Raw genomic sequence first — 26666 nt, 5'->3', positions numbered from 1 at the left:
CATCTCCATGAGGCGCCCCGACAGAAAGGACATGGCAGACAAGCAGGCCAGCCCCTCTCGAATATCCACTGCCGGGAATTAAACCCGACTCCTCAAACGTCTTAATCACTTCCATAATGAGAGGATCGCCGTCGAGGCCCTCAAGTATTGCTGATGACCTCCGACAGAGGCGAACGACCGGCCTTCAGGACACCGTCGTGCCCATGAAAGGCCATAACACTCCATGGCAACGCAAGTACCTGTCGGGCGTGAACAGGAGCGCTTCCCTGCTCTGCTCACAGACCGTACAAGGCAAAACGATGATCAGCACGCTCAAAAAACTCTGGTCACCCGGCATTTCAGGCTACCCACGCGGGGTACGCCGCCAGATCGCCCTGTGCAATCAGCTGGGGCTTTTTGGCATCGCCGCGACCCTTCCCTACCAGCTTTTTTATTATGTTTACGAGGTTGCGGTTTATCGGGGGGTCTTCGTCGCCAACCTGTTTTTTATCGCGGGATATTTATCGGTGCTGCCGCTGAATCATCAGCGGTGGCATCACCTGGCCAGTACGGTATTGCTGGCCAACGGCTGCAGCCAGCTGTTTGTCGTGACCTGGTTTATCGGCACCGAGGCCGGGGTGAATCTGTACTATTTCACCCTCGCCTCCATATCGGCCTTTCTCTACAAACGTCCCAACATACGGGTATACGCCGCCATCATGGCCTTTTTTGGCGTGCAGTATGTGATTACGCACTTTCTGTTTACCGCTGCAACCGTTATCACCCCGGTACCGACCCCGTGGGTCAATGCGATGTATGCCTTCAGCGTGGCAGGGGCGCTGACGCTTTCAGGCATCGTGTTGTATCTCTTTCGCCGGCAGATCGATCACGCCGAGGGCGAGCTGACGCTGAGCAACCGCTATCTGGAAACGCTCAGCAACACCGATCCATTGACGGGCCTGGCCAATAGACGGGCGCTCGATGTAGCACTGGAACGCGAGTGGGCGCGTCTCACGCGTCGCCAGCAGGCACTCTCGGTCATCATGTTCGATGTCGACCACTTCAAGCGGTATAACGATCACTACGGCCACGCCGGGGGCGATCGCTGTCTGCAACAGATCGCCCGAGCCGCGCAGGGCGTGATCTCAAGAGCCCCCGATCTGCTGGTGCGCTACGGCGGCGAAGAGTTCGCCGTTGTCCTGCCGGGCACCGATGAAACTGGGGCCCGGCAGCTGGCCCAGCGGCTTTGCGCCACCATTGAGGCCCTGAACATCGCCAATGAACCGCTGGGGGCCGGGGCGCGCGTCACCATCAGCGTTGGCGTGTCTAGCCTCCAGCACAGTGTGCCCAATGCCCATGACTACGGCGGCGCACATCTTTTAAAGCACGCCGATGAAGCGCTGTATCAGGCGAAAGCCAACGGCCGCAACCAGGTGGTGTATCAGGCGTACGGCCACCCGCACGCTGCTGATGTCGAACGCGACGGACGCGTTGACGCTTCAGGCCGCACCTGATCGTCTGCAGAAGATACGCTACCGGACCATGCCCGCACCCCAAAACCCGCTACACTGGTGACCCACTTGCCGGCCCATCCACCGCGCAATGTCCGCGGCCCGGATGCGGCCTGGCAACCATTCACTTCTGCATTGACGATCACGATCCCTTCATGACCGACCGCTTTTCGATGGTGTTTTCTGCTCCGGCCTGCATGGCGCGCCATGCCTGACCGTCGCCTTTTCCGCTCGCTGAGCGTCTACAACTACCGGCTCTGGTTTGGCGGTGCGCTGGTGTCCAATGTCGGCACCTGGATGCAGCGCATCGCCCAGGACTGGCTGGTGCTGACCGTACTGACGGCGCATGACGCCAGCGCCATGGGCATCACCATGGCGCTGCAGTTCGGCCCGCAGCTGCTGCTTTTGCCGCTGTCCGGCTTTGCCGTGGACTATTTCGATCGCCGCCGCCTGATCATGCTCTCCCAGGCGCTGCAGGGCCTGCTGGCGCTGGGTCTGGGGATATTGACCCTCACCGGTGCGGTGACGCTGTGGCAGGTCTATGGCTTTGCGCTGGCGCTGGGCTGCGTCACGGCCTTCGATGCCCCGGCGCGGCAGGTGTTCGTCAACGACCTGGTCGGCGAGAAGCTGCTGGCCAACGCGGTGGCGCTCAACTCCACCTCGTTCAACGCCGCGCGCATGGTGGGCCCGGCGGTGGCAGGGCTTTTGATTGCCGCCGCGGGCACCGGCTGGCTCTTTATCATCAACGCGCTCTCCTTTGCCGGCGTGCTGGGCGCGCTGTGTCTGCTGCGCGTCAACGAGCTGGTGGTCGGCGAGCGCGCCACCCGGGGCCCGGGCGGGCTGACCGAGGGGTTTCGCTACGTCAGGGGCCGCCCCGATCTGAGCGCGCTGCTGTTCATGCTCTTTTTGATCGGCACCTTCGGTTTCAACTTCCCGGTTTTTATCTCGACCATGTCGGTGAGCGTCTTTGACGGCGACGCCAATCAGTACGGACTGCTGACCACCTGCCTGGCGGTGGGCTCGGTCACCGGCTCGCTGCTGGCCGCCCGGCGCGAGCAGCCGCGCATGGGGCTGTTGCTGGTGTCGTCGCTGTCGTTCGGCGTGTTCTGCACGCTGGCCGCGCTGGCCCCCAGCGTGTGGCTTTTTGCCATCACGCTGATGCTGACCGGGCTGTCGGCGCTGACCTTCATGACCGCCTCCAATGCCACCATGCAGCTCACCACCACACCGGCCATGCGCGGGCGCGTCATGGCACTGCGCACCGCGGTCACCATGGGCGGCACGCCGATCGGCGCGCCGATCGTGGGCGCCATTGCCGATCACGCCGGCCCGCGCTGGGCGATGCTGGTGGCCGGCGCCGCCGGGCTGGGCGCTGCCGTGGTCGCGCTGCGCGCCAGAGTGACCGAACGTCGTCGAAACACGGCCGACGACAGCGAGCACGCCTGGCCTGCGAACACATCCGACCGGTAAGTACACCTGGCCGGCGAGCGCTGCCGTCAGTGTGATCGCCGCATCTCAACGCATCATGCCGGCCCGGGTCTGACCCGGGCCGGCATGATGATAGGGACTGCCGGGTCGCAGCCGAACGTTAGAACGAGGTGCTCAGGGTCACCGTGGCACTGCGCGGCTGACCATAAATGGAGCCGGCATAGAAGCCATAACGCTCGTAGTAGTGCTTGTCGAACAGGTTATCGAGGTTGAGCGTCACGCTGGTGGCATCGGTGAGGTCATAGCTTGCCATGGCGTTCCAGATGGCATAGCCCGGCCATTTGGCAGGCGTCGAGCCGGTGCTCACACCTTCGGTGGGCCGCCCCGCCGGACCTGAAATGGCACTGATATTGCTCTGGGCGTAGACGCCGCCTCCAAAGGTCCAGCGATCAAGCAGGCCTGCGGGCTGATACGTCGTTGACAGCTTGAACAGATGCGACGGGTCGCTGCGACCGTCGGAATCCACCCGACGAAAGTGCAGATAGGTGTAGCCGCCGTAGACATCCCAGTTTGGCGTGATCGCGCCGGCCACCTCCAGATCGACCCCTTCCGTTTCGTTGCCGGTGCCGGCCTTGTAGGCCTGACCGCCGCTCGGCGTCAGATTGCCACCGTCCCGCACGGCGGCGTTTTCCTGCCGGGTGCGGAAATAGGCCGCCGAGGCGTTCAGACGACCGTCGAACCACTCGCCCTTTACGCCCACTTCATAGCTGTCCCCTTCCAGCGGCTTGACCCGATCACCGCTGCTGGTCTCGCTGGTCTGCGGGGTAAAGATGTTGGTATAGCTTCCATACAGCGAATAGTGGTCCGAGAGGTCATAGACCAGACCGGCATAGGGCGTGAAGACGCCGTTTTCCTGCTGGCTGCTGGTGCGCTCGCCCTCGTAATCGCGGCTTTCGGTCTTGTAGTAGCTGGCACGCGCGCCCAGGATCACCGACAGCGGTTCGGTGACGTTCAACCGCGTGGCCGCGTACACACCGCGCAGTCGCGTTTTGGTGACCTGCGAGCGACCGGTCTTGGAGGCGTCCATGTTGAAGTCGTCATCGACCCCGTCACGCCAGTCGGTAATGGCCAGCCCGTTGGCGCGGAACATGCAGCCCGGCGACTCGATGGTGGTCGTGTTGCTGCTCATCACACAGTCCGATTCATAGCTGCGATCACGCGTGCGGCTTTCGCTGTAGCCGAACATGACGTCATGCTCGCGTCCCAGCAGATCGTATTTACCGCTTAGATCAAAGCGTGCAGAACGCTGGCGGGTCTCCCGGTCCTGATGGATCCCGTTGAGAATGGCGCCGCTGCCATCCTGGTTCCAGTAGCCGACATATTCCCGCGCTGAATTACGATTGACCTTGGCTACCGCCAGGTGGTTCAGGGCGTCAATATCGCTCTGAGCAATCTCGACGTTGAGCTGCCAGTCGTCATTGAACGAGTGCGATAGCGAGGCAAATTCGGTATTGATTCTGGACTGCGCGAAGCTCCAGTGCGGCGCCACGTTGGTACTGCGCGGCAGGTCGGTCACTTCACCATCGGCAAACCAGATCGGGACATTGGCGCCCCAGCCGGCCCCACGGGTCTTGCGGTATTCGTACTGATAGCCCAGCCCCAGCGTGGTGTCCTCGCTGGCATCGAACTCGAAGCTGGCCAGTGCTGCCCGGTTGCGATTGGATTCGTTATCGCGAAACGAATCGCCTTCCTGCTGGGTCACCACAAAGCGCGAACGGATGCTGCCATCCTCGTTGAGCGGCACATTGAGATCAGCGCCGACGCGGGCCTTGTCCCAGCGGCCATAGGAGGCATAGGCGCTGCCGCCGAACGCCTTTTGCGGGCGCTTGCGCACCAGGTCCACGGTGGCGGACGGGTCCCCGGTGCCGCCCAGCAGGCCGTTGGCCCCGCGCACGATATCGACGCGTTCGTACAGGTCCATGCTCAAGGCATTACCGGCACCGCTAAAGCCCGAGTCCCCCGGGAACTGCAGGCCATCCACCCGCCAGTTGTTGATGCTGTAGCCGCGGGCACGATAGTCGGTACGCGCACCCACCTCCGATTTGCTGGAACTGATGCCGGGCGTCAACTCCAGCGCGTCTTCCAGATCAACCACCCGACGGTCATCCATCTGCTGGCGCGTGATGCTGGTCACCGACTGCGGCGTCTCCCTGGGCAGAAGATTCAGCCCGGTGGCGCTGCGGGTCTCGGGCACCGTATAGCTGTTGGCAAAGCCGTCCTGATAGCTGGCCGCCTCGATGGTCATGGGCGCCAGCTGCACTTGCGAGGCGTCCCGAGCGGTGTCGGCAGGCGGCTGCGCATACACCGTCGTACCGAACATGCAGCCGCCCAGCGTGGCAGCAATAGCTCCGGCGAGCGGCGCCCCTCTCCCCTCGAGGGCGTTCCCGGATGCCTGTGAAGCGCGATTGTTCATGAATGACCCTTTGTGAAAATAATAATGATTAGCATTTACCATTCTGGGGGCCACGATTATATTGGCGCTTCCGGCTGAGAACCTTTGGCTCTGTGAGGCAGATGTAATGGATTGTATTGGAGACGTGACGGACCCGGCCGCGGATGCCGAGCAGCACCATGAATGCCCGCTGGTGCTGGTGGTGGATGACGATGACGAGATCCGGGAGCTGATCACCGACTATCTCGCTGGCATGGGCTATCGCACCCGGCCCGCGGCCAACGGGCGTGAGATGTGGCGTCAAATGGATGACAGCGTGGATCTGGTGATTCTCGATCTCATGCTGCCGGGTGAGGATGGTCTGAGCCTGTGCCGCGACCTATGCCATCAGGGCGGTCTGCCGGTGATCATGATCAGCGCGCGCGGCGCCTGCGCCGAGCGCATCATTGGTCTTGAGATCGGCGCCGATGACTATCTGTGCAAGCCCTTCGACCCACGCGAGCTGCTCGCCCGCATCCGCGCCGTGCTGCGTCGCAAGGCGCCGGGCCGGGAGCGCCAGCCCCCAACACCCGACGCCACCCATGGAGAAAGCGCAAGATGTTTCGCCGGCTGGCGCCTGGATCTGCAAACCCGCCGACTGCACTCACCAAAGGACCGCGTCCTTGATCTGCCGCGCTCCGATTTCATGGTGCTCAAGGCGCTCAGCGAGGCTCCCAACCGGATCGTCAGTCGCAATACCCTGAGCCACCGCGCCTTCGGACGCGAGTACTACCCGGATGATCGCTCGATCGATGTCTGCATCAGCCGGCTGCGCCACATGCTGGAGGACAACGCCCGCCGCCCACGCTTTATTCGCACCATCCGCAATGAGGGGTATCTGCTCGAGCTGCCCTCCCAGCCGGAGTGAGGCGTGCCGAAGTGATGCGTGCATTCAGGTGGTGTCGCCGCTTATGGCCGGACTCGCTGTTCGCCCGGCTGAGCCTGATTCTGGTGATCGGCGGCCTGTCGATCCAGCTGCTCTCCAGCAGCATCTGGTATGACGTGCGCTACAGCCAGGTGCTGGAAGCGCCGGCGCGGCTGGTGATGTTTCGTACCGTGGAGGTCATTCAACGACTCAACGAGAACCCGTCGTTTCCATTGCCGACCTCCGAGACCTTTCATGTCGAGCAGCGCTCGTCACCGCTGCCCATGACGCCGCACCTGAACGATGCCCAGGAGAACGTGGAGCGCCTGCTGCAGGACGCCCTGCACCGTGAAGTGGGCGATGCGCTGCAACTGTCGCTGCTGGACGTGGAGATCCACGATGAGAACGGTCAGCCCGGCACCTGGTCGAGCCTCTTTGGTCTCTCCCGGGTGATCGGACATTTCAACTTTCAGCTGCGGCTGGCCTCCGGGCAGTGGCTGCACATCCAGGCCATTCAGGCGCGGGGCTGGAATGGCCGGCCCGCCTGGCAGGTGCTGGGCGACTACGCCCTACGGGTCTATCTGCTGCGCGCGCTGGCGCTGATCGCGGTGGCGCTGGTCGTGGTGCGTCTGAGCACCCGCCCGCTGCGGCGTCTGGTACGCGCCGCCTCGTCACTGGGCCATGACATCCGCCAGCCGCCGCTGCCCATCGAGGGACCAAGGGAGATGCGCCAGGCCGCCGAGACGTTCAATGTCATGCAGCAACAGCTGATCGATCTCATGGGTGAACGCACGCAGCTGCTGTCTGCCGTCTCTCACGATCTGCGCACCCCGCTCACGCGCATGCGCCTGCGGGTGGAGAGCATCAGTGAGGCATCGCTGCGGGAAAAGCTGATTGCCAATATCGATCAGATGGAAACGCTGATCGCCGCCCTGCTGGACCCGGCAAGCCAGGGCGCAGCGCCCGAAGGCCACGCTGCGTTCGATCTGGCCGGGTTGATCAATGAGGTGGTGGACGAATTCGCCGAGACCGGCAGTGATGTCCGCTGGAACGGCGCGCCGGCGACCATGGTCACCGGCCACGCGCCGAGCCTGCGTCGGGTGCTGCACAACCTGATCGACAATGCCCTGCGCTACGCCGGCAATGCACGGCTGGCGCTGCGCCGGATCGACGACCGGGTCGAAGTCGAGATCCAGGATGACGGCCCCGGCATCGATGAGGCGCATCTCACCCACATCGTGCAGCCTTATGTACGCGGCGAAACCTCGGACGCCGCCGGAACCATCGGCTACGGCCTGGGGCTTGGTATCACGCGCAGTATCGTGATGGCGCACCAGGGCCGGCTGAGCCTGACCAACCGCGCCGGCGGTGGCCTGCGGGTCGTGATCGCCCTGCCCACCCACCGTCCCTGAGAGATCCTCAAAAGGCGGGCCCCGGAAAGCGCCTTCACCCGGGATACCCTGAACACGCGCCATGGGCGTTTGAATGCGCCGTTTACTGCAGCATCCTTTTTACTCAGAACACGTTCAGATTCGGTCCAGGTCGAAAGTGCTTCCTTGATACGGCCATAAACCGGCTACGCTGTAGCTGGGTGCCATGACAATTAAAGATGCCGCCCGGGTACATGGCTTCATTCAATGATTTCAGGGGGTTTGCCTTGACTGCTGCTGCCGAAACGACCTATCGACGCGGACTGAACCCGCTGCACGGGGTGGTGCTTGCCGGCACCTTCGTGCTCTTTCTTGGCGCTATGCTGAGCGACTACGCCTATATGGCAAGCTACGAGATCCAGTGGGCCAACTTTTCCTCCTGGCTGATTGCCGGCGCTCTCGTATGTAACGGACTGGCCTTTGTCTGCGGCATTTTTGGCCTGTTTAGCGCCGGCAACCGCCGCCGCGGCCTCATTTATATCGCGTTGCTGGTGGTGAGCTTCGTGCTGGGCTTTATCAATGCGCTGATGCACGCCATGGACGCCTGGGCCGTCATGCCCACCGGCTTTATCCTGTCGATCATCGTGATGGTGCTGGCCCTGGTCGCCACCTGGATTGGCTTTTCAAACACTGGCGTGAAGGTAAAACAATGACATTTTCCAGACTCTGCCTGACCACACCGCTGGCGATTGCGCTGATGGCCGGTAGCGCCGGCGCTCTGGCGGCCGAAAATCAATATGGCCCCAACCCCGATCTTCCGGAGCCACAGCGCGGGCTGTTGCCGGACATGACGGTGCCCAAACCGGCCCAGTGGGGGGACACCAAACCGACAGTGCCCGAGGGCTACTCGATCACGGCGATCGCCACGGATCTGAAGGTGCCGCGCCAGACGCTGGTGCTGCCCAACGGCGATATTCTGGTGGCCGAAGGCAGCGGCGGTAATGCCCCCCGCCTCAAGCCCAAGGACTTTATCGCCGGCATCATCAAGGATCAGGGCAACACCTCGGTGGAAAGCGGCGACCGGCTGACGCTACTGCGCCCCAACGGCGACGGCAGCTATGAGCAGTCGGTCTTTGCCGACAACCTCAACGCTCCCTATGGGCTGGCCCTGACAGACGACGGTCTGTTCGTTGCCAATCAGGATGCGCTGGTGCGCTTTGATTACGAGGAGGGCCAGAGCGAGGCCAGCGGTCCGCCCGAGGTGGTCGCGCAGCTGCCGGCCGAGATCAATCACCACTGGACCAAGGCGCTGACCGCCAGCCCCGACGGGGAGTATCTCTACGTCGGCATCGGCTCCAACAGCAACATCACCGAGCGCGGCATGGAAGCCGAAGTCGACCGCGCCGAGATCTGGGAGATCGACGCCGAGACCGGTGCGCATCGCCCTTACGCCACCGGCGTGCGCAATCCGACGGACCTGACCTTTCAGCCGGACACCGACACCCTCTGGGCGGTGGCCAACGAGCGTGATGAACTCGGGCCGAATCTGGTGCCGGACTATCTGACCTCGATTCAGGATGGCGGCTTCTACGGCTGGCCCTATAGCTACTGGGGTCAGCACGTCGACCCGCGCGTCAAGCCGGAAAACCCCGACAAGGTCGAGTCAGCCATCGCGCCGGACTACAGCCTGGGGTCTCACCGCGCGCCGCTGGGCATCGCCTTCTCCACGCCACAGGTGGGCGGCGAATACAGCGACGGCGTTTTTATCGGCCAGCACGGCAGCTGGAACCGCGCCGAGCCCGTCGGCTACAACGTCATTTTCGTGCCGTTTGAAAACGGTGAACCTGCCGGTGACCCGGTCGACTTCGTCTCCGGCTTTCTTACCGACGATGGCCGCACCCGTGGCCGCCCGGTGGGCGTGACCATCGCCCCGGACGGGTCCGTGATCGTGGCTGATGACCTGACCAACGCCGTATGGCGCGTCACCCGCGATGACGCCGGTTCGACGCGGCCAGCATCGACTGCAGCGAACGACGACAACGCCATGCCGGAGAGCGAACCGGCCACGCCCGATGCCGATAGGCCGGAGGCGCAGCAGACCGCGCCGGCAGACGATGCTGACCCGTCCGATGTGCAGAACGACGCATCGCCGGATGGGGCTGAAACGCCCGACGCACCGGACGATGAGACTGACACGCCGGAGACGCAGGACGACGCCACGGAAGAGCCTTCCACAACGGCGACCTGATCGCGGTGACGCACTGATCAGCGCACCACCTCATGCCTCGGGGAGCCACCCCCGGGGCATTTTTTCACCCTGGCTGCGGCCTGCTGACGCTGTTACGAACGCTGCGCCACCGTCTCTCCCCGCGCGATGTCCTGCTCGCTCAATACCACCACCTGACGCGGCCACCAGTCGGGATGGTTGTCGCGAATGAAGGTCATGAGCTTTTCCCGGATGCTGACCTCGGCCGACCAGCCGGAGAGCGGGTCCACCGTCATCAGAAAAAAGGTGATGGTCTGCGCTGCGGCGGTCTGGGCGGTGACGCTGCACAGCAGCTTGTGATGCTCGATGACGTTCTCCTCTTCATGGGCAAACTCGAGAAACTTCTCACGCAGGCAGGCCACATCAGCATTGAGGTGCAGCACCAGATCCAGGCTTCGATACTCCATGGTGCTCTTGGCCGACAGGTTCTCGAAGGGTTTGGAGGCAAAGTAGGTCACCGGCACGATCAGACGGCGCTCGTTCCACACCCGCAGCAGAATGTAGGTGTAGAAAATGCTCTCGACGTAGCACCACTGGCCCTCGAACATCACCAGATCGCCGATGCGCAGGGGCTTGGCCAATGAGAGCTGAAACGACGACAGGATGTTGCTCAGCACCGCCTGCCCGGCAATACCCACCAGCACCGCCAAAACGCTTGCCGAGGCCAGAATTGACAGCCCCAGCGTCTCGAACAGACGCACCTGCCCGAGCACATAGATCGTGACCAGAATGACCATGATCAGAATGATGACGCGGCGCAACGCATAGAGCGTGGTCAGAAGCTTGCGCTCGTCCCGGGGCTTGGAGTCATCGATCTCGCCGGCCATGCGCCGGGTCATGTGCAGCATGAAGGTGTCGATCATGCGCAGCGCGATCACCCCGATACCCCAGGCCATGACGATGGTCAGCGTCACACGCAGCGTGGTGGCCACCACGGCCGAAAAGGAGACCACGAAATCGATCAGGGTCTGCATGACCAGCGCCATGACGATCAGCGCCACCGGGCTTCGGATCTGGACCATGAAGATGCTCGGTGAGCCGGAGGGTAAAAGCCGCGTCAGCATGGTCATCAGGGCGTGCACAACCTTGCCGATCAGCGCGATCGCCAGCACTACCAGCGGAATGGCGATCCACTCCCACAGCCGCAAAAACCCGACATTGCGCTTCAACGTCTCGGGAATATAGGTCTCGAAACGCGACGGGCCGTAGCGATCATATAGTGTCGAGATGGAGGCCACGCTCTCCGGCGTGATCAGCCAGACCGGCTCGTCATCGCCCACCTGATAGCGTCCCAGACGGATATCGTAGGCATCTTTCCCGGCCTCGAGAGAGGCCAGCTCGATATCCCGACGCGCCTTGCCCGCCCGCGGATCCTTGCCAGAGATATCCTCGATCACGGCATCCGGGCGCGCCGACAGCCTGGAGATATTGATCGACTTGCCACGCCGGAACACCTCGGCCAGCTGCTGCGCCAACGCCGCGCCGTGCTCGCGCTGATCCGCGGGCGACAGATCGCCCAGATTGAGAATGTGCGCCGCACCCGCGAAATCGCCGGTTTCGGTGAGATGCATGAAATGGCGCATGGCTTCACGCGGCGTTCGAAGGCTCTTGTTTTCAGTGTCTCCCTCGAGCCCGACGTTGAGCGACTCGATGTTGTACCAGCCCGCCTCTCCGCTGCCGCTCTCCTGCGCCTGACACAGGCCTGACAACACCAGTGTTGCAACCGCCACCAGCCATACCCGCCACAGTCCTTTTATCATCATGCCTGCGTTACCGGAGTTATGAGTCATCAATGAAGGTATCTGCCGGGGGCATTGCGCGCCGGGCAGCGCCAAGCTTAACGCGAGTTGCCGCCGTGCGCGCCATTCATTGCCTCTCGACAATGGCCCGAGCGTCTCGCTCACCTATCGACCAGGCTGAGTGCATCAGCGCCCCTTTTGGCAGCGATCACGAATGGGGCGATCAAGATCAGAACCGTCACGATCAAAACCAGCACGATCAGGACCATCAGGAGGTGAGCATGACCGAAGAGACAGGCCAGACTCGCAGGGCGCTCTATGAGCAGGCACAGCAGCGCGGGATTGAAGGCCGCTCATCAATGAGCAAGGCGGAGCTCGCCGCCGCCCTTGAACGCGAGGGCCCGGCACAGGAATCATTGGCGGTGGGCACCCGGCTTGAGACCTTTCGCCGGCTGGCCAGCGCCGTGGCGGACGGCGAGTTCATCCTGCGCCCGCGTGTGCTCACCGGGTTTGATCGGCGCCTGCACGTGCGCCAGACCCTGCGTGAGGATCATCAGACCCGCATCGCCGATGGCACCGAGGAGACCGCGCTCAAGTTTGATCAGCTCTCCGACTCACTCTTTTCGTTCTTTCGCGGCACGGCGCTGCTGTTTTATCGCGACATGGCCGGCGATGACGCCTGGATGCCCACCGTACTGGCGCTGGGCGACGTGCATCCCGAGAACTTTGGCATCATGCCCAACGTCAACAACGTCCCGATCTTCTCGGTCAACGATTTTGACGAAGCCTGTTACGCCCCCTTCACCTGGGATCTCAAGCGCGGCGCCACCGGCTTCATGATTGCCGCCGAGACCGAGGGCGAGCTCAAGCCCAAACATCGAAGCAAGATCGTGCGCCATTTCATTAAAGGCTATATCGATGCCATGGCGCGCCTCGCCCGCGAGGCCACCGAGCAGGATGAGGAGATGCGTTTTGACAACGCCCCGAAGCTGATTCGAAAACTGTTCAAGAGCGCCCATGAGAAGCGTTCCAAATGGCTCAGGGACGACTATCTCGACGAGACCGGCCGGCGTTTTCGCTCAAGCGACAAGCTGGTACCGATCACCTCTCGTATTGAGGAGTTTCAGCAGATCACCGACCGACTGATCCGGGACAACGATATCGAAGTGCCATCGCGCGCCCGGACATCCGATGGCGCGGACATGCGGGTGAAGGACGTGGCGATCCGTCGCGGCCAGGGCACCGCCTCGCTGGGGCTGGATCGCTACTACGTGCTGATCGAGGGTCCAAAGGGTGACGGCACCGATGACCTGATCATCGAGTACAAGCAGGCCCGGCGCTCGGCGCTGACCGGACTGGTGCCACCCAATGGCCACGAGATGAACACCCGCGCCGAGCGCATCAGCCACGCCCAGGCAGTGCATCTGATTCGCGGCGACCGCTTCTACGGCCATATCGAATTCGACGGCCAGAGCTATCTATCGCGCGAGCGCGCCCCGTTTCGCGACAGCATCGACCTGGATGACCTGTCCAAAAGCGACTGGAAAGCGTACGCCCGCATCTGCGGTCAGGTACTTGCTGGCGTACACGCCCTCTCCGATGAGGCCGGCCGGGTGGATTACGACATCGAACCGGCGATTGTTGAGGCCATCGGGCCGGAAGAACTCTTTACCGAGGACATGGTGATGTTTGCCGAAGAGGGCGCCGAGCGCGTCCGCCGCGACCACGCGCTGTTCCAGGAGGATCACGCGCGTGGGGCGTTTACGCAGCTGGACATGGTATATCGGTGAGCGGCCTATAAGACCGGCATGACAGGCAGCCTTTAGCGATTCATGCCGCCGCGATGCTACCCGCCAGCATGTTCATGATCAGTCGGATCATGGTCTCCTTGTTGGCGGGGTCGGACTCCGCCACCAGCAGCGTCAGCGCCGCCAGGCCGACATCGTTGATCACAGGGTCCCCCGTCGATGAGAGCAGGCGATCATTGCGATGCAGAAAGTCGACGAACAGAAAGGCCGCACTGCGCTTGTTGCCGTCGGCGAACGGGTGGTTCTTGATCACGAAATAGAGCAGATGCGCGGCCTTTGATTCGATGCTCGGATAGGCCGGCTCGCCGAAAACGGACTGATCCAGGTTGCCCAGCAGCGAGGCCAGCCCGTCACCCCGGTCCCGGGCAAACAGCGCGGTCGCTTCCCCCCGTCCCATCAACTCGGTTTTCAACTCATCCAGCGCCTGGCGGGCTGTCTCGAGCGAAGGAAGCCGACCGCCCGCCTGCACTTCAGGGTCGCTCAATAGCCCTTCGTCATAGCGCTGCAACAGCAGGAATGTCTGGGCGTAGCGCGCGACAATATCTACCAGCCCGCGGCCACCCGGCAGATCCAGTGCCGGGCTGTTCGCTGCCTTGCGCACCAGTGCCATTGCGGCTTCCAGCTCACGGGCGTTGGCCTCAAAACGCTGTTGGTGCAGCGTCCAGCCTCGGGTGAGATGCTCTCGGAGAATGCGCGTGGCCCATTGACGAAAGCGAACTGCCCGGCGTGAGTTGACGCGATACCCAACGGAGATAATGGCATCGAGGTTGTAATGCTGAAGGTTACGGCGCACCTTTCGGCGGCCTTCCTGCCGAACTACTAAGAAATCCTTAGTAGTTGCTTCCTCGGCCAGCTCTTCATCGCGATAGATGTTTTTGAGGTGCATGAGTACGTTTTCGGGCGTGGTGTCGAAGACCTCGCCCATCTGCCGTTGCGTCAGCCATACCGTTTCGCGACCTTCGTCCAGCCGTACATCGACTGCCTTTTCGGCATCCTCATAAATCAGAATCTGCAGTGATTCACTCATATCGGCTCTGTCCCGAAATGCCACGGTTGCGTGCCCCTATCATGTCCCGTCAGGCGCTTCGTGCCCGGAGCGCGTTGATGCCGCTGGATAGGGTTCTACGGTGAGCAGAGACAGGCCACGGCAGAACGGCGCATGAACGACCGCCCTGCTTGCTGCCTGCCTCTTGGAGGATTACTCGATCAGCTCGGTGGTGTTGGCGTTGAGATCGCCCGGGTCGACCACCGGCCAGCCATTGTCCCAGTCTACCTCCAGAATGCGCAGCTTCTGGATGCCGTCATCGGCGGCTTCATAGGCGTGGAACACCATATAGTCCCGGTCATCGAAGGTGTAGACCGCGTTGTGCCCCAGTCCGGGCCAGTCCTCGGTGCCCTCCAGCACCAGGGTGCCGCCGCCTTCCATCATCGACACGCCCGCTCTATCCACATAGGGCCCCTGCACGCTGTCACTGCGCCCCACCACCAGCCGGTAGGTGCTGTCCGCCCCGCGGCAGCAGAACCCAAAGGAGGCGAACAGGTAGTAGTAGCCGTCCCTTTTGAAGATGAACGGCGCTTCGATGGCGTTTTCCTCGCTGTTCGGGCGCGTGGCGAGATCGAGGATTTCTCCCTGCTGGGCGAGCCCTGTCATGTCCTCATCAAGCTGCACCAGCTTCAGCCCGCCCCAGAACGAGCCAAAGCTCATCCAGGGCGTGCCGTTGTCATCCTCGATGACCGCCGGATCGATGGCATTCCAGTTCTCCTGACCGGGTTCGGACTGCAGCACGAGGCCCTGATCCTGCCATTGATAGTTCTCGGCCTCGGGGTCGAGCGTCTCGTTGACGGTCACGCCTATCCCTGAGGTGTTCTTGCCGAACGCCGACACCGAGTAGTAGAGATAATAGCGGTCGTTTTTCTCGACGATGTCCGGCGCCCAGACATGGCCGTCAAACGCCGGCGCGACCGACGTCGCCCAAGGCGGGTCGCTCGGCTCACCGCTGAAAATGCGATCGGCATGGCGCCACTGTTTCAGGTTGTCGGAGGCGTAGATATCGATGCCGGGGCCGGTGCTGAACACGTAATACGTGCCATTTTCGCGGGCCATAACGGGATCATGCACTTCGACCTGAGCGGCGTGCACGGTGGAGAGCAGGCCAGCACCGAGCAGCAGTGAGGTGGTAATGGGTATCAACCCTTTCATGGGCAATCTCTTTGGCTGGTGGCAGGAGCGCGAAGCGGGATCATCGCGGGCTCGACGCGGCGGGATAAGCGATGACCATGGGGCGATAACGCTGGCCTCCATCCGGCCGGCATTGGCGTTCAGGAAAACCGGATATAGCAATATCGCGATACAAGCGTTGCCGATGCGCCAGCGCAGGATCAATGCGCCATAAGTATTAACCGATGCTGATGAAACGAAGAAGGCGCCCCGGGTGAGGCGCCTTCTTTCGGTTCGCGGCGTGCAGTGCGCGATGGATAGCGGTGCGTTTATGGGCTCATCAGCAGGATGACGGCCGCCGCCAGCAGCAGCCCTGCCCCCACCAGTACCGCGCGAAAGATGCGAACATAACCCCCGACCACCACCATGCCCACCCCGATCGGCAACAGGATCAGCCCGACAATGAACGGCCAGTTGTTCAATAGTGTGCTCATGACAGCCTCCCGGCTCGTACCAAAACGCTTTGTTCAAGGATAGCTGCCATGGCGACGGACACTTTAGGCATTCGTGACTACCGCGCCGATGACGCCGATATCACGCTCGCCCTTTTTCAACGCGCCGTGCGGGAAGTGGCCGCCCGGGACTACACCCCGGCGCAGCTTGAAGCGTGGGCCGGCGGCATCGACCGGACCCTCTGGGCCATAACGCTTGCGCGCCAGTCCACATGGCTCGCCATGATCGATGACACGCCAGCGGGCTTTGCCAGCCTCACGGACAGGGGCCATCTCGATATGCTGTTTGTCAGCCCGGATTATCAGCGCCGCGGCGTGGCAAGTGCGCTTTTAAGTGTTGTCGAGCAGGCGGCCCAACGGCGTGGGATTACGCGCGTGACGACCGAGGCCAGCCTGGCCGGCCGGCCCTTTTTCGAGGCGCGGGGGTTTAACGTCGTAACAAAGCAGACGATGAAACGCCGTGGGGAGGTATTGAAGAACTTCTGGATGGAGAAAGTGCTACACGGCACCGCCGCCACTGCCTGACAGCCTTTCCAGCAGACGTGGCACGCCGGGCTGGCCTTCAAGTGCGGCGTAATAGACCAGCCGCAGATGGCGGGATTCATCGATGATCAGGGAAGTATGCTCAAACTCGACCGGCCCGATGTCTTCGATGTTCAGCCAGCGCCTGCCCTGACAGGGTGCATGCACATCGTGCTGATGCCAGAGCGTTCTAAAGGTTGCCGAGACGCCTTCTAACATCTGCACCAGCGACTGTATGGCCGGGTCATCAGAGGCCCTGGCGTAATCGCGTCGAAAGCTGGAAAGAATGGCGCTTGCCTGATTGTCCCAGTCGTCAATCAGAGTCTGCATGGCGGGCTCGGTGAACAGCATCCACAACAGATTGCGCTGCTCGGGCGGCTGATCAGAAAAGTTGAACAGCCGATCCCCTGCCTCGTTCCACGTTAAAACGTCCCAGCGCAGGTTGAGCACGTAACAGGGCCGCTGCGGCAGATCCGCCATGAGGCGTTTTATCAGCGAAGGCACCTCGCACCAGGTCTGGCCGGGTTCCACCGGCGGGCGCTGATGGGTGAGCAGAAACAGATGGCGCCGCTCGGCGGCATCGAGTCTTAGCGCGCGGGAAAGATTGTCCAGAAACCGGGCCGAGACGTTGATTTCGCGGCCCTGCTCGAGCCACGTATACCAGGTGACCCCAACCCCCGCCAGTGCTGCAACCTCTTCACGACGAAGGCCCGGCGTTCGACGGCGTTGTCCGGTCGGCAGACCGGCCTCCTGCGGCGAGACCCTCGCCCGCCGGGTCATCAAAAACTGGGCCAATTCGTGGCGGGTGCGATCCAGCGTGCGGGAAGGCGTCATGGGATTACTCGTAGTAATAGCATAAGTGGTTAAATTGTAACCCCCTCACCCTACCATCAAACTCGGCTCACTTTCCTCAACCGACCTGAGACTGGTCTTCCGGAGTGCGCCCATGTTTGCCGTATCCAACATTATTACCTGTTTGATTGCCGCCGGTGCCTTCGCACTTGGCATGGCCTCTTACGTGACAGCGGGACTCATCCCGTTGATCGAGCAGGATTTTGCCGTGACCACGGCACTCGCCGCGCAGCTGGTGACGGCCTTTACGCTCGCCTATGCCATCGGCTCACCCATCATGGTGGCGCTACTGCCCACCCATCGTCAGCGTGCCGGCCTGCTTGCCATGCTGGCGCTGTTCGTCGTTTCCAATGCGCTGAGTGCCATGGCTCCGAACATGATCACGCTCATGGTGCTGCGCGCCGTGGCAGGCTTGTCCGCCGGCACCTATCTGGCGCTGGGCATCGCCGCCGCTTCACGGCTGGCCCTTGATCACCAGCGCGGACGCACCATCGCCATCATCATGGGTGGCATGGCCAGCGGCACCGTGCTTGGCGTGCCAGCCGGGCTCTGGCTGGCAAACCAACTCGGCTGGCAGGCGGCGCTGTGGTTAATCAGCCTGATCGGGGCCGTCGCGCTGCTCGGTCTGATGCGATGGCTGCCGGCCCTGTCGCCGGTAGCCCAAAGTTCGATCAAGCAGAAGCTCGGCATTTTAAAGGATGGTCATGTGGTACGGCTTTTAAGCATTTCACTGCTGGCCGCCGTGGCAAGTCTCGGGCTTTATACCTTCATGGCACCGCTGATCAGGGCCTATACCGCGCAGAGCGTGATGCCCTTTTTGTGGGTCTGGGGGGTAGGTGGCGTATTGGGCAGTTTTCTGGTCGGGTCGCTGGCCGATCGGTTCACTAACATGCAGATCACCACCGGCATCATGGCGCTGCTGGGGCTGTCTCTCATCGCCCTGCCACTGGCGCTTTCGCTGAACTCATGGCTGGGGCTTTTGCCCGTCGTAATCTGGGGCGCCGTGGGCTGGGCGCTACAGGTACCGCAGAACAGCGCACTCATGACGACGCGGGAAAGCAACGGCGATGGCCATCTGGCCGTAGCGCTGAATGAATCCGCGCTCTATCTCGGCAGTGCACTGGGCGCCGGAACCGGTGGCGTGTGGCTCTCGCTGGGATGGCCTGTGTGGGGGCTGGCTGTGGGGGCCGGTGTGCTGGGGCTTTTTGGATTGGGCGTCTGCTCGTTTGGAGTCAGCAGGAAATCAGCCTTACCAACAAGAGCTTAGAGCTTACACTGACAAAACGGGAAAGTGGCACCGCCAATGAGCCGCTGCCACTTTCCCGGAACCAGTCAGTACTGACGCACTGCACAAAATAGGCATTTGATCCGAGCCGACAGATACCTGGCGCCTTGCGCGTCAGGCCAAAACGATCGTAACGCCGGCAGCGGCCAGCGGCTCGGTCAAGGCCGCCTCCGTACTCTTTTCCACGATGATGCTACTGGCCAGGTTCAGCTCGCCGATCATGTACGGCGAGGCGGCATTGATCTTGTCGGAAGACGCCATCACCACCGTTTCGGCCGCATGGGCTGACAGCGCCCGCTTCATGTAGGCCTCTTCCAGATCGCCCGTACTCAAACCGGCGGTGGCGTGCACGCCGGTCACGCCCATGAAGTAGACATCCGCCCGAATGTGCGACAGCGCCTCCATGGCGGCCGTACCCACCGTCACGATGGAGTGCTTGAACAGCCGCCCGCCGATGATGATGACCTCGATCCCCGGATGATTGACCAGCTCGACGGCAATGCTCGGGCTGTGGGTGACCACCGTGGCCGTCAAGTCCCGCGGCAACTGTCGGGCCATCTCCACCGCCGTGGTGCCGCCATCCAGAATCACCACCTGACCGGGTGACACCATTTTGGCCGCGGCCGCGGCAACGGCGCGCTTGGTGTCCGACTCGATGCTCTGGCGTTGGGCGAAATCCGCCACGGCCGGAGACGCCGGCAGCGCACCGCCATGCACGCGCTGCAACAGTCCATCAGCGGCCAGCTCGCGCAGGTCACGCCGGATGGTGTCTTCCGATACGCCAAAGCTTTCGCTCAGGGTTTTGGCGATCACCTGCCCTTCCCGCTTCAGGCGCGCCAGAATCTCGTTTTTCCGTTGATGGGTCAGCATGCGCTATTGGCTCTTTGCACGAGTGGACTCTCTGCACGAATTATCTTGTTTTTGCACGAAACCGCACGATAACATGATTTTCTCTGTCATGCCGTGAGAAAACACCATGAGCGCTACCGAGCACCGGGTAAACATCATCGAGACCAGAGTCCTGTCGGATGACTGGTACACGTTGAAAAAGACCACGTTTGATTATTTACGGCGGGACAATACCTGGCAGCGCCAGAGCCGGGAAACCTATGACCGCGGCAACGGCGCGACCATTTTATTGTTCAATCGCGAGCGACAGACGGTAGTACTGACGCGCCAGTTTCGCTTCCCCGCCTTTGTGAACAACCATCACGGCATGCTGATCGAGACCGCGGCGGGCCTGCTGGATCACGCCTCGCCCGAGGAGCGTATTCGCGCGGAAGTCGAGGAAGAGACCGGCTATCGCATTCAGCACGTCGAGAAGGTGTTTGAAGCCTTTATGAGCCCGGGCTCGGTTACGGAGAAGCTCTTTTTCTTTATCGCCGATTACGACGACAGTCTGAAAACCGGCAAGGGTGGCGGGCTTGAGGATGAAGGCGAGGATATCGAAGTGCTGGAACTACCTCTGGATAAGGCGCTGGAGATGATTCGCACCGGCGAGATTGTCGATGGCAAAACTATCATGCTGTTGCAGCATGCGGCGCTGCGTGTGGCGACGGTTAGTGCGGCTTGAGATTTCCCTTCAATCATTACTGGCTCACCAGCTCGTACGGTGAGTCAGTAAGTGTTGTGACTCATAAACCATAGCGACCTGCCTGCTATCTTCGTTTGCCGTTACACCGTTGATGACGCCGATGTCACGCTCGCACTCTTTCAGCGCGCCGTATTTGAAGTGGTCTCCAAGGATTACATTCCGGCGCAGATCGAGACATGGGCCGGCGGCATCAATTGAGCCATCTGGGTAATAACTAAGATTTTTTCGACAATGATAATTAACTATAAATTTTCAAGCTGCATTTTCCTGCAAATAGTTTGCTGCTTCCTCCGGGCTTTCGACTACCCTAAAAAAAACATTTAAATGTTCAGCCACACCCTCTACTTCTTTATAGCTTCTTAACCTTTTTGCTTTGGAATTATAATCAGGATCAACCATTGCCACCAAAGAAACTTTTTTATAACTACTCTTCACCATGCTTAACTCTAAACATGAAACCTCAGCTTTATATATCCTACTATTTCTTTGAAAGACGTAAAAATTAGTAGCCAACCTGCCAGCTTTATCTGCAAAATCAAAAGTTCTAACTGCTCCAGATACTCGAAGCTGGCGATTAAAAAAGGCAGCCAAATTAGAATTTCTTTTCAGCAAATGATCTTGAACAAAATCAGCAAAACCTTTCTGAGCCTCCGAACTTACAGCTTGTTTTTGATAAAAATCCAGATAACTGAAAAAAGAAACCTTGCGCAATACTCTTGTATGAATCTCATGGAGTTCATAACCTTCAGCCAACCTCTTCCTACCCAAATAGATCCCAGGGGCAACTTCCAAACCCTCGATTTTATTTTGTTTTCTTAGCAAATCGATCGCATATTCACATGCATATTCTGCCAAATTCGAAACTGCAGATTTTCGCTCTTTAAAAAAGGCATCTGACAAACTTTTCTTTAAAGTTTTTTTATAAAAAAAACCTTCAAGCGGGCTTTCATAACAAACACCAACACAAATTTTTTCGTCTGAGTCGAGTATGGGTTCTAAATATATTGGCCACCAATTCAAAACAACTTTGTCTTTCATACAGGAAAACCCAATTGGTTTAATTTATGACTATCGTGCGTCCTTCTAGTTAAACTCAACACGTTTCTAGAACGACGACAATAAATTAACGCATCAAGCTTAAGGGCATTTCTTTTATTAACCCCCAGCTTGTTGTGAACCTCGAGCAACTGCTTCCATAAATTATGATAAGCAACATTCGGCATTTTTTCATAACCCTTGATCCTCAACAGCTCAAAAACCTTTTTTTCCACTCTTTTAAAACTCAACTCACTTGCATTTTTTGCAATAGACCACATCCAATTTTTAGCCCCTAACTCTGAATTTCCACAATCCCCATCCAGAATATACTCATGATCAATTAGAAATATATTTTCACCATCGAACAATACATTTTCATGATGGCGATCTTGATTATATAAAATTTCATCAAAAATCCCCATTAAAGCGACATCACCTCTTCTAAGGAAACTTTCTGAAAATGCTCTATTATTAAAAAATTCTCCAGAAAAATTCCGACTCATATCTGGGTATTGCTTAATCTCCATAGCAAAACAATAACTTCCAGAAACATTCCGCTTTCCTATTACCAAACCATAATCCTCTGGAATAAAAACCAAGTAAGGATCTGGAGTAGATATATCTATTAACTTTGCAAAAAAAGCAGCAAAAAACTCTCTAAATGCAAGCCTAGGAGGAAGTGCAGGCTTAAGATAAACACTTACAATTTCGCCATTACTTTTTTCTACATCTCCTTTATATATGCCCCATGTCGAAGGAAGTTTCGACAACTCCATACCTGCAAGGAGAACGCCCTCATTCAAAGTCATTGCTTTTCTCTGGTTAACTATAGCTTTCTACTTTTTATCATAACGGCACCTTAAAAAAACAACAAAAAAGCTCGCCAATTGGCGGGCTTTGTCATTCTGTCAGGTAACTACAACCTCATTCCTACTGAATCGTCGCGGGCGGCTTACTGCTGACGTCATAGGTCACACGCGACACGCCGCTGATCTCGTTGATGATGCGACCGGAGGCCTACTCCAGCAGTGCATATGGCAGGTGCACCCAGCGGGCGGTCATGAAGTCGATGGTTTCGACCCGCGCGCAGGGCAACCATTTATTATATAAGTGACAAACGCTCCTCCCCATCGCACACTCGCAGTTCAGCGGCTCGCTTGATAACAACAAGGAAAAGCACCGTATGTCTCTGCATCTCTGGCTGGCATTCTTTCTGGCCTATTTGCTGGTCACCCTGTCGCCGGGGCCCAATGTGCTGCTGGTGATTCGTAATGGCCTGCGCCACGGCGTGCCGGGCGTGTTGATTGCGCTGACCGGCAATCTCATAGCCCAGCTCATCACGATTGCATTAGTCGCATTGGGGATCGGTACGCTGCTCAGCACGCTTCCCGTAGCGTTTACGATATTGAAGGTAATCGGTGCGGCATATCTGATGTTTCTAGGCTCAAGGCAGCTGCTGGCGTCATTCAGAAAGCAGCGCTCTGACGCGGCGGTAACCATCGAGCCATCACGGCGACATTCCTCTCTGTGGCTGGAGGCCTTTCTGGTCTCGATCAGCAATCCCAAAACGCTGCTGTTTCTCTCTGCCTTCCTGCCGCAGTTCATTGACCACGCGCACGGTCTGACGGGGCAGTTCGCAATCATGTATCTAACCATTGCCGGCATCGTCATTACCGTGCACAGCGGTTATGTACTGGGCGTTAAAAGGATCGGCCATTACTTCAGCGGCCAACGCTGGAAAGCACGGTTTAATCGCCTGACCGGGATGCTGTTTATCGGCATGGGCCTACGCCTGCTCGGCAGCCGAGCATAAAAAAGCCCGCCAATTGGCGGGCTTTTCAACTCAGTCAGGCTGCTACACCCTCATTCCCACTCGATCGTCGCGGGTGGCTTGCTGCTCACGTCATACGTCACGCGGGACACGCCGCTGATCTCGTTGATGATGCGACCGGAGACCTTCTCCAGCAGCTCATACGGCAGGTGCGCCCAGCGGGCGGTCATGAAGTCGATGGTTTCGACCGCGCGAATGGCGATAACCCATTCGTAGCGGCGGCCATCCCCCACCACGCCGACGGAGCGCACCGGCAGGAACACGGCGAAGGCCTGGCTGGTCTTGTGGTACCAGTCAAAGTTGTGCAGCTCTTCGATGAAGATGGCGTCCGCCTCGCGCAGGATGTCGGCGTACTCTTTCTTCACCTCACCGAGAATGCGCACGCCCAGGCCCGGCCCGGGAAACGGGTGACGGTAGACCATGTCATACGGCAGGCCGAGTTCGAGGCCGAGCTTGCGCACTTCGTCCTTGAACAGTTCGCGCAGCGGTTCGACCAGCTTGAGCTTCATGGTCTCCGGCAGGCCGCCGACGTTGTGGTGCGACTTGATCACATGCGCCTTGCCGGTCTTGGAGGCGGCGGATTCAATCACGTCCGGGTAGATGGTGCCCTGAGCGAGGAAGTCGACGCCGTCGATCTTCGCGGCTTCGCGGTCGAACACGTCGATAAAGGTGTTGCCGATCAGCTTGCGCTTCTGCTCCGGGTCATCAACGCCTTTCAGCCGGCCGAGGAACTCGTCTTCGGCATCGACGCGAATGACGCGCACGCCCATGTGCTGGGAGAAGGTGTCCATGACCTGGGCGCCTTCGTCCTTGCGGAGCAGGCCGTTGTCGACGAATACGCAGGTGAGCTGATCGCCGATCGCCTTGTGCAGCAGGGCTGCCACCACGGAGGAATCCACCCCGCCGGAGAGGCCGAGCAGCACGTGACGGTCGCCGACCTGTTCGCGGACACGCTCGGCGAGGTCTTCGATGATTTTCGCCGGGGTCCAGAGCCGCTCACAGCCGCAGATCTCGAGCACGAAACGCTCCAGAATGCGCTGGCCCTGGGTGGTGTGGGTCACTTCCGGGTGGAACTGCACCGCATAGAGGCGCTTGTCGGCCCAGCTCATGGCGGCGATCGGGCAGCTCGGCGTCGAGGCGGTGATCTCGAACTCGTCGGGCACGCGGGCGACCTTGTCGCCGTGGCTCATCCACACGTCCAAAAGTGCATCGCCGCGATCACCGATGTGGTCCTTGATGCCACCGAGCAGATCGTCTTCGGCGGAGACGCTGATCTGGGCGTAGCCGAATTCCCGCTTGTCCGAGCCTTCGGTGGCGCCGCCCATCTGGGCGGCCATGGTCTGCATGCCGTAGCAGATGCCGAACACCGGCAGCCCCATCTCGAAAACGCACTGCGGCGCGCGCGGGGAGTCCAGCTCGGCGACCGACTCCGGCCCGCCGGAGAGGATGATGCCGTTGGGGTTGTACTCGCGGATCTCTTCTTCGGTGATGTCGAAGGCGCGCACTTCCGAATAGACCCCGATCTCGCGCACGCGGCGGGCGATCAGCTGGGTGTACTGGGAGCCAAAATCGAGAATCAGGATCTTGTGGGCGTGAATGTCGGTCATGGGATCTCTCTACTACGGCGAGGATATAAACAGCGAGCGGGAAGCTTTCGCCTCCCGCTCTTGATACTGAACTGCCCGGCAGCCGGTGAACGTGCCCTGCCCGCGTATCGATCAATGAGGGTCATGATCCCACGCGGGCAGCGCATGCCATCAGCTCCGGTAGTTCGGCGCTTCTTTGGTGATCTGCACGTCGTGAACGTGCGATTCGGCAAAGCCTGCGCTGGTGATGCGAACGAATTCCGGCACGGTGCGCATGGTGTCGATATCGTGCGAGCCGGTGTAGCCCATCGAGGCGCGCAGGCCGCCCATCATCTGATGGACAATGGCGCTCATCAGGCCCTTGTAGGCCACCCGACCTTCAATGCCTTCCGGTACGAGCTTCTCGACACCTTCGTTCTTGTCCTGAAAGTAGCGATCCGACGAGCCCTGGGTCTGGGACATCGCGCCCATCGAGCCCATGCCGCGGTAGGCCTTGTAGGTCCGGCCCTGATAGAGCTCGATTTCGCCGGGGGACTCTTCGGTGCCCGCCAGCAGACTGCCGACCATCACGCAGTGCGCACCGGCAACGATCGCCTTGGCGATATCGCCGGAGAAGCGGATGCCGCCATCGGCGATCAGCGGAATGTCATAGGGCTCGAGCGCTTCGGCCACATCAGCGACCGCGGTGATCTGCGGCACGCCGACACCGGCGACGATGCGTGTGGTGCAGATCGAGCCCGGGCCGATGCCGACCTTGACGCCGTCTGCCCCGGCTTCGGCCAGCGCCTTGGCCGCCGCGGCGGTGGCGATGTTGCCGCCGATGACCTGCAGCGACGGGAAGTGCTCCTTGACCCAGCGCACGCGATCGAGCACGCCGGCGCTGTGGCCGTGGGCGGTGTCGACGACGATCACGTCAACGCCGGCATCATGCAGGGCCTGAATACGCTCGCCGGTGTCTTCGCCGGTGCCGACCGCGGCGCCGACCAGCAGACGACCGTCCTCGTCCTTGGCGGCGTTCGGATAGGTGCGCGCCTTCTCGATGTCGCGCACGGTGACCAGCCCGCGCAGATGGAAGTCGTCGCTGACGATCAGGATCTTCTCGATGCGGTGTTCCTGAAGCTGGCGCTTGATATCTTCCAGCGGCGTGCCTTCCTTCGCCGTAATCAGCTTCTCGCGCGGGGTCATGATGGCCTCGACGCTGTCGCTGTAGTTGGGCTGGAAGCGCATGTCGCGGCCGGTCACGATACCGATCAGCTCTTCACCCTTCACGACCGGGAAGCCGGAGTAGCCGTACTCTTCGGCCATGGCCAGAAGATCGGTGAGCTTGGCGTCGGGGCTGACCGTGACGGGGTCCTTCACGATCACGCTTTCGTGCTTTTTGACCTTGCGCACTTCAGCGGCCTGAGCCGCGATCGACATGCTCTTGTGCACAATACCGATGCCGCCTTCCTGCGCCATGGCAATCGCCAGACGAGCTTCGGTCACGGTATCCATGGCGGAGGAGACAAGCGGAATATTGAGGACGAGGTTGCGGGTCAGGCGGGATTTCAGAGAGACGTTCTTCGGCAGTACATCGGAATAACCGGGAACGAGTAATACGTCGTCAAACGTAAGCGCTTCTTGAGCTATACGCAGCATAACTGGCGTCCACTGAGTGGGTTGTACAGGCGGCGGGAAATAATTAATCGAGCATTTTAACGCCTGCGGCCCGCCCATACAACGCACATGCCGCCAGCGCCACGCTATTGGTGCCATGCACGCAGGCTTTTTCAGGATTTGAAGCCTGCCGCTCGCCCCGGACGGCGACGCCGGCAGACACCGATCCCTGCAC

At 60.3% G+C, this 26666-nt stretch carries 21 protein-coding genes and 2 pseudogenes; 11 read left to right on the top strand and 12 right to left on the bottom strand.

Annotated elements, in window-relative coordinates; genetic code table 11:
• Positions 1–299 precede the first annotated feature (299 nt).
• Together C8D72_RS01120 and C8D72_RS01115 are read left to right on the top strand one after the other, a co-directional pair.
• Positions 300–1493 (top strand): GGDEF domain-containing protein, encoded by a 1194-nt coding sequence (locus C8D72_RS01120; RefSeq protein WP_170140456.1) that lies wholly within the window; start codon positions 300–302, stop codon positions 1491–1493.
• Positions 1494–1697: 204 nt separating this feature from the next.
• Positions 1698–2960 carry an MFS transporter gene (locus tag C8D72_RS01115; RefSeq protein WP_115852585.1) on the top strand — a complete coding sequence of 421 codons (1263 nt, stop codon included), beginning with the start codon at positions 1698–1700 and terminating at the stop codon, positions 2958–2960.
• Between the two features lie 118 nt (positions 2961–3078).
• Here C8D72_RS01115 and C8D72_RS01110 read toward each other — a convergent pair whose 3' ends face one another.
• The gene (locus tag C8D72_RS01110; RefSeq protein ID WP_211308741.1) at positions 3079–5391 is read right to left on the bottom strand and encodes a TonB-dependent siderophore receptor; all 2313 of its coding nucleotides are present in this window, start codon (positions 5389–5391) and stop codon (positions 3079–3081) included.
• Between the two features lie 106 nt (positions 5392–5497).
• Here C8D72_RS01110 and C8D72_RS01105 point away from each other — a divergent pair, with 106 nt between their 5' ends.
• From C8D72_RS01105 to C8D72_RS01090, 4 genes and pseudogenes are all read left to right on the top strand, one after another.
• Complete coding sequence (locus tag C8D72_RS01105) at positions 5498–6277, top strand: response regulator (RefSeq protein WP_115852583.1); 780 nt, start codon at positions 5498–5500, stop codon at positions 6275–6277.
• A gap of 14 nt (positions 6278–6291) precedes the next feature.
• Positions 6292–7686 (top strand): ATP-binding protein, encoded by a 1395-nt coding sequence (locus C8D72_RS01100; protein WP_147301487.1) that lies wholly within the window; start codon positions 6292–6294, stop codon positions 7684–7686.
• A 245-nt stretch (positions 7687–7931) separates the two neighbouring features.
• Entirely contained in the window at positions 7932–8357 is a 426-nt protein-coding gene (locus C8D72_RS01095) for a DUF2231 domain-containing protein (protein WP_115853561.1), read from the top strand.
• 44 nt (positions 8358–8401) lie between these two features.
• Positions 8402–9631: pseudogene (locus C8D72_RS01090) on the top strand (PQQ-dependent sugar dehydrogenase); the annotation flags it as partial.
• A 353-nt stretch (positions 9632–9984) separates the two neighbouring features.
• On the opposite strand, the gene C8D72_RS01085 reads toward C8D72_RS01090, so the two are convergent.
• Positions 9985–11673, bottom strand: a complete 1689-nt coding sequence (locus C8D72_RS01085; RefSeq protein WP_245955104.1) for a mechanosensitive ion channel family protein — start codon at positions 11671–11673, stop codon at positions 9985–9987.
• Positions 11674–11930: 257 nt separating this feature from the next.
• Here C8D72_RS01085 and C8D72_RS01080 point away from each other — a divergent pair, with 257 nt between their 5' ends.
• Positions 11931–13439 carry a DUF2252 domain-containing protein gene (locus tag C8D72_RS01080; RefSeq protein WP_115852580.1) on the top strand — a complete coding sequence of 503 codons (1509 nt, stop codon included), beginning with the start codon at positions 11931–11933 and terminating at the stop codon, positions 13437–13439.
• Positions 13440–13479: 40 nt separating this feature from the next.
• On the opposite strand, the gene C8D72_RS01075 is transcribed toward C8D72_RS01080, so the two are convergent.
• From C8D72_RS01075 to C8D72_RS17485, 3 genes are all read right to left on the bottom strand, one after another.
• A complete protein-coding gene (locus C8D72_RS01075) occupies positions 13480–14484 on the bottom strand; it encodes a virulence RhuM family protein/type II toxin-antitoxin system death-on-curing family toxin (protein ID WP_115852579.1) in 1005 nt (334 codons plus the stop codon).
• A 171-nt stretch (positions 14485–14655) separates the two neighbouring features.
• A complete protein-coding gene (locus C8D72_RS01070; RefSeq protein WP_115852578.1) occupies positions 14656–15657 on the bottom strand; it encodes an arabinan endo-1,5-alpha-L-arabinosidase in 1002 nt (333 codons plus the stop codon).
• Between the two features lie 287 nt (positions 15658–15944).
• Entirely contained in the window at positions 15945–16109 is a 165-nt protein-coding gene (locus tag C8D72_RS17485; protein WP_170140455.1) for a hypothetical protein, read from the bottom strand.
• 48 nt (positions 16110–16157) lie between these two features.
• Between C8D72_RS17485 and C8D72_RS01065 the strand changes: the two genes are divergently transcribed.
• On the top strand, positions 16158–16652 hold the full coding sequence (locus C8D72_RS01065) for a GNAT family N-acetyltransferase (RefSeq protein ID WP_115852577.1): 495 nt from the start codon (positions 16158–16160) through the stop codon (positions 16650–16652).
• Here the strand turns inward: C8D72_RS01065 and C8D72_RS01060 are convergent.
• Positions 16626–17483 (bottom strand): helix-turn-helix transcriptional regulator, encoded by an 858-nt coding sequence (locus C8D72_RS01060; RefSeq protein ID WP_115852576.1) that lies wholly within the window; start codon positions 17481–17483, stop codon positions 16626–16628. The two genes, C8D72_RS01065 and C8D72_RS01060, sit on opposite strands and share 27 nt — an antisense overlap.
• A 112-nt stretch (positions 17484–17595) precedes the next feature.
• Here C8D72_RS01060 and C8D72_RS01055 point away from each other — a divergent pair, with 112 nt between their 5' ends.
• Positions 17596–18768, top strand: a complete 1173-nt coding sequence (locus C8D72_RS01055) for an MFS transporter (protein WP_115852575.1) — start codon at positions 17596–17598, stop codon at positions 18766–18768.
• 132 nt (positions 18769–18900) lie between these two features.
• Here the strand turns inward: C8D72_RS01055 and C8D72_RS01050 are convergent, their stop codons facing one another.
• The gene (locus C8D72_RS01050; RefSeq protein WP_115852574.1) at positions 18901–19656 is read right to left on the bottom strand and encodes a DeoR/GlpR family DNA-binding transcription regulator; all 756 of its coding nucleotides are present in this window, start codon (positions 19654–19656) and stop codon (positions 18901–18903) included.
• 106 nt (positions 19657–19762) lie between these two features.
• On the opposite strand from C8D72_RS01050, the gene C8D72_RS01045 reads away from it, so the two are divergent.
• The gene (locus C8D72_RS01045; RefSeq protein ID WP_115852573.1) at positions 19763–20359 is read left to right on the top strand and encodes an NUDIX domain-containing protein; all 597 of its coding nucleotides are present in this window, start codon (positions 19763–19765) and stop codon (positions 20357–20359) included.
• A 273-nt stretch (positions 20360–20632) separates the two neighbouring features.
• Here the strand turns inward: C8D72_RS01045 and C8D72_RS17295 are convergent, their stop codons facing one another.
• The 3 genes and pseudogenes from C8D72_RS17295 to C8D72_RS01035 all read right to left on the bottom strand — a co-directional run.
• Positions 20633–21418: a hypothetical protein gene (locus C8D72_RS17295; protein WP_147301486.1), complete on the bottom strand. Its 786-nt coding sequence runs from the start codon at positions 21416–21418 to the stop codon at positions 20633–20635.
• Positions 21415–22227: a protein kinase family protein gene (locus C8D72_RS17290; protein WP_147301485.1), complete on the bottom strand. Its 813-nt coding sequence runs from the start codon at positions 22225–22227 to the stop codon at positions 21415–21417. The genes C8D72_RS17295 and C8D72_RS17290 overlap by 4 nt, the downstream gene beginning before the upstream one ends.
• Positions 22228–22348: 121 nt before the next feature.
• Positions 22349–22498 (bottom strand): annotated as a pseudogene (locus tag C8D72_RS01035) (GMP synthase (glutamine-hydrolyzing)); the annotation flags it as partial.
• A 103-nt stretch (positions 22499–22601) separates the two neighbouring features.
• Here C8D72_RS01035 and C8D72_RS01030 point away from each other — a divergent pair.
• Complete coding sequence (locus C8D72_RS01030) at positions 22602–23231, top strand: LysE family translocator (protein ID WP_115852571.1); 630 nt, start codon at positions 22602–22604, stop codon at positions 23229–23231.
• A 50-nt stretch (positions 23232–23281) separates the two neighbouring features.
• Here C8D72_RS01030 and guaA read toward each other — a convergent pair whose 3' ends face one another.
• Positions 23282–24856, bottom strand: coding sequence for a glutamine-hydrolyzing GMP synthase (gene guaA / locus C8D72_RS01025; protein WP_115852570.1), 1575 nt, complete (start codon positions 24854–24856; stop codon positions 23282–23284).
• A gap of 150 nt (positions 24857–25006) precedes the next feature.
• Positions 25007–26473: an IMP dehydrogenase gene (gene guaB, locus C8D72_RS01020; protein ID WP_115852569.1), complete on the bottom strand. Its 1467-nt coding sequence runs from the start codon at positions 26471–26473 to the stop codon at positions 25007–25009.
• Between the last annotated feature and the right edge of the window lie 193 nt (positions 26474–26666).

This window comes from Kushneria indalinina DSM 14324 (assembly GCF_003385845.1).
GTDB classification, from domain to species: Bacteria; Pseudomonadota; Gammaproteobacteria; order Pseudomonadales; family Halomonadaceae; genus Kushneria; species Kushneria indalinina.
Note: the sequence above shows the minus strand (reverse complement) of the source record. Positions and strands in the feature narration are given on the sequence as shown.

Coding starts and splice junctions, on each gene's coding strand:
- C8D72_RS01120 (WP_170140456.1), top strand. CDS start 300: ATGATCAGCACGCTCAAAAAACTCTGGTCACCCGGCATTTCAGGCTAC.
- C8D72_RS01115 (WP_115852585.1), top strand. CDS start 1,698: ATGCCTGACCGTCGCCTTTTCCGCTCGCTGAGCGTCTACAACTACCGG.
- C8D72_RS01110 (WP_211308741.1), bottom strand. CDS start 5,391: ATGAACAATCGCGCTTCACAGGCATCCGGGAACGCCCTCGAGGGGAGA.
- C8D72_RS01105 (WP_115852583.1), top strand. CDS start 5,498: ATGGATTGTATTGGAGACGTGACGGACCCGGCCGCGGATGCCGAGCAG.
- C8D72_RS01100 (WP_147301487.1), top strand. CDS start 6,292: ATGCGTGCATTCAGGTGGTGTCGCCGCTTATGGCCGGACTCGCTGTTC.
- C8D72_RS01085 (WP_245955104.1), bottom strand. CDS start 11,673: ATGATGATAAAAGGACTGTGGCGGGTATGGCTGGTGGCGGTTGCAACA.
- C8D72_RS01080 (WP_115852580.1), top strand. CDS start 11,931: ATGACCGAAGAGACAGGCCAGACTCGCAGGGCGCTCTATGAGCAGGCA.
- C8D72_RS01075 (WP_115852579.1), bottom strand. CDS start 14,484: ATGAGTGAATCACTGCAGATTCTGATTTATGAGGATGCCGAAAAGGCA.
- C8D72_RS01070 (WP_115852578.1), bottom strand. CDS start 15,657: ATGAAAGGGTTGATACCCATTACCACCTCACTGCTGCTCGGTGCTGGC.
- C8D72_RS17485 (WP_170140455.1), bottom strand. CDS start 16,109: ATGAGCACACTATTGAACAACTGGCCGTTCATTGTCGGGCTGATCCTG.
- C8D72_RS01065 (WP_115852577.1), top strand. CDS start 16,158: ATGGCGACGGACACTTTAGGCATTCGTGACTACCGCGCCGATGACGCC.
- C8D72_RS01060 (WP_115852576.1), bottom strand. CDS start 17,483: ATGACGCCTTCCCGCACGCTGGATCGCACCCGCCACGAATTGGCCCAG.
- C8D72_RS01055 (WP_115852575.1), top strand. CDS start 17,596: ATGTTTGCCGTATCCAACATTATTACCTGTTTGATTGCCGCCGGTGCC.
- C8D72_RS01050 (WP_115852574.1), bottom strand. CDS start 19,656: ATGCTGACCCATCAACGGAAAAACGAGATTCTGGCGCGCCTGAAGCGG.
- C8D72_RS01045 (WP_115852573.1), top strand. CDS start 19,763: ATGAGCGCTACCGAGCACCGGGTAAACATCATCGAGACCAGAGTCCTG.
- C8D72_RS17295 (WP_147301486.1), bottom strand. CDS start 21,418: ATGAAAGACAAAGTTGTTTTGAATTGGTGGCCAATATATTTAGAACCC.
- C8D72_RS17290 (WP_147301485.1), bottom strand. CDS start 22,227: ATGACTTTGAATGAGGGCGTTCTCCTTGCAGGTATGGAGTTGTCGAAA.
- C8D72_RS01030 (WP_115852571.1), top strand. CDS start 22,602: ATGTCTCTGCATCTCTGGCTGGCATTCTTTCTGGCCTATTTGCTGGTC.
- guaA (WP_115852570.1), bottom strand. CDS start 24,856: ATGACCGACATTCACGCCCACAAGATCCTGATTCTCGATTTTGGCTCC.
- guaB (WP_115852569.1), bottom strand. CDS start 26,473: ATGCTGCGTATAGCTCAAGAAGCGCTTACGTTTGACGACGTATTACTC.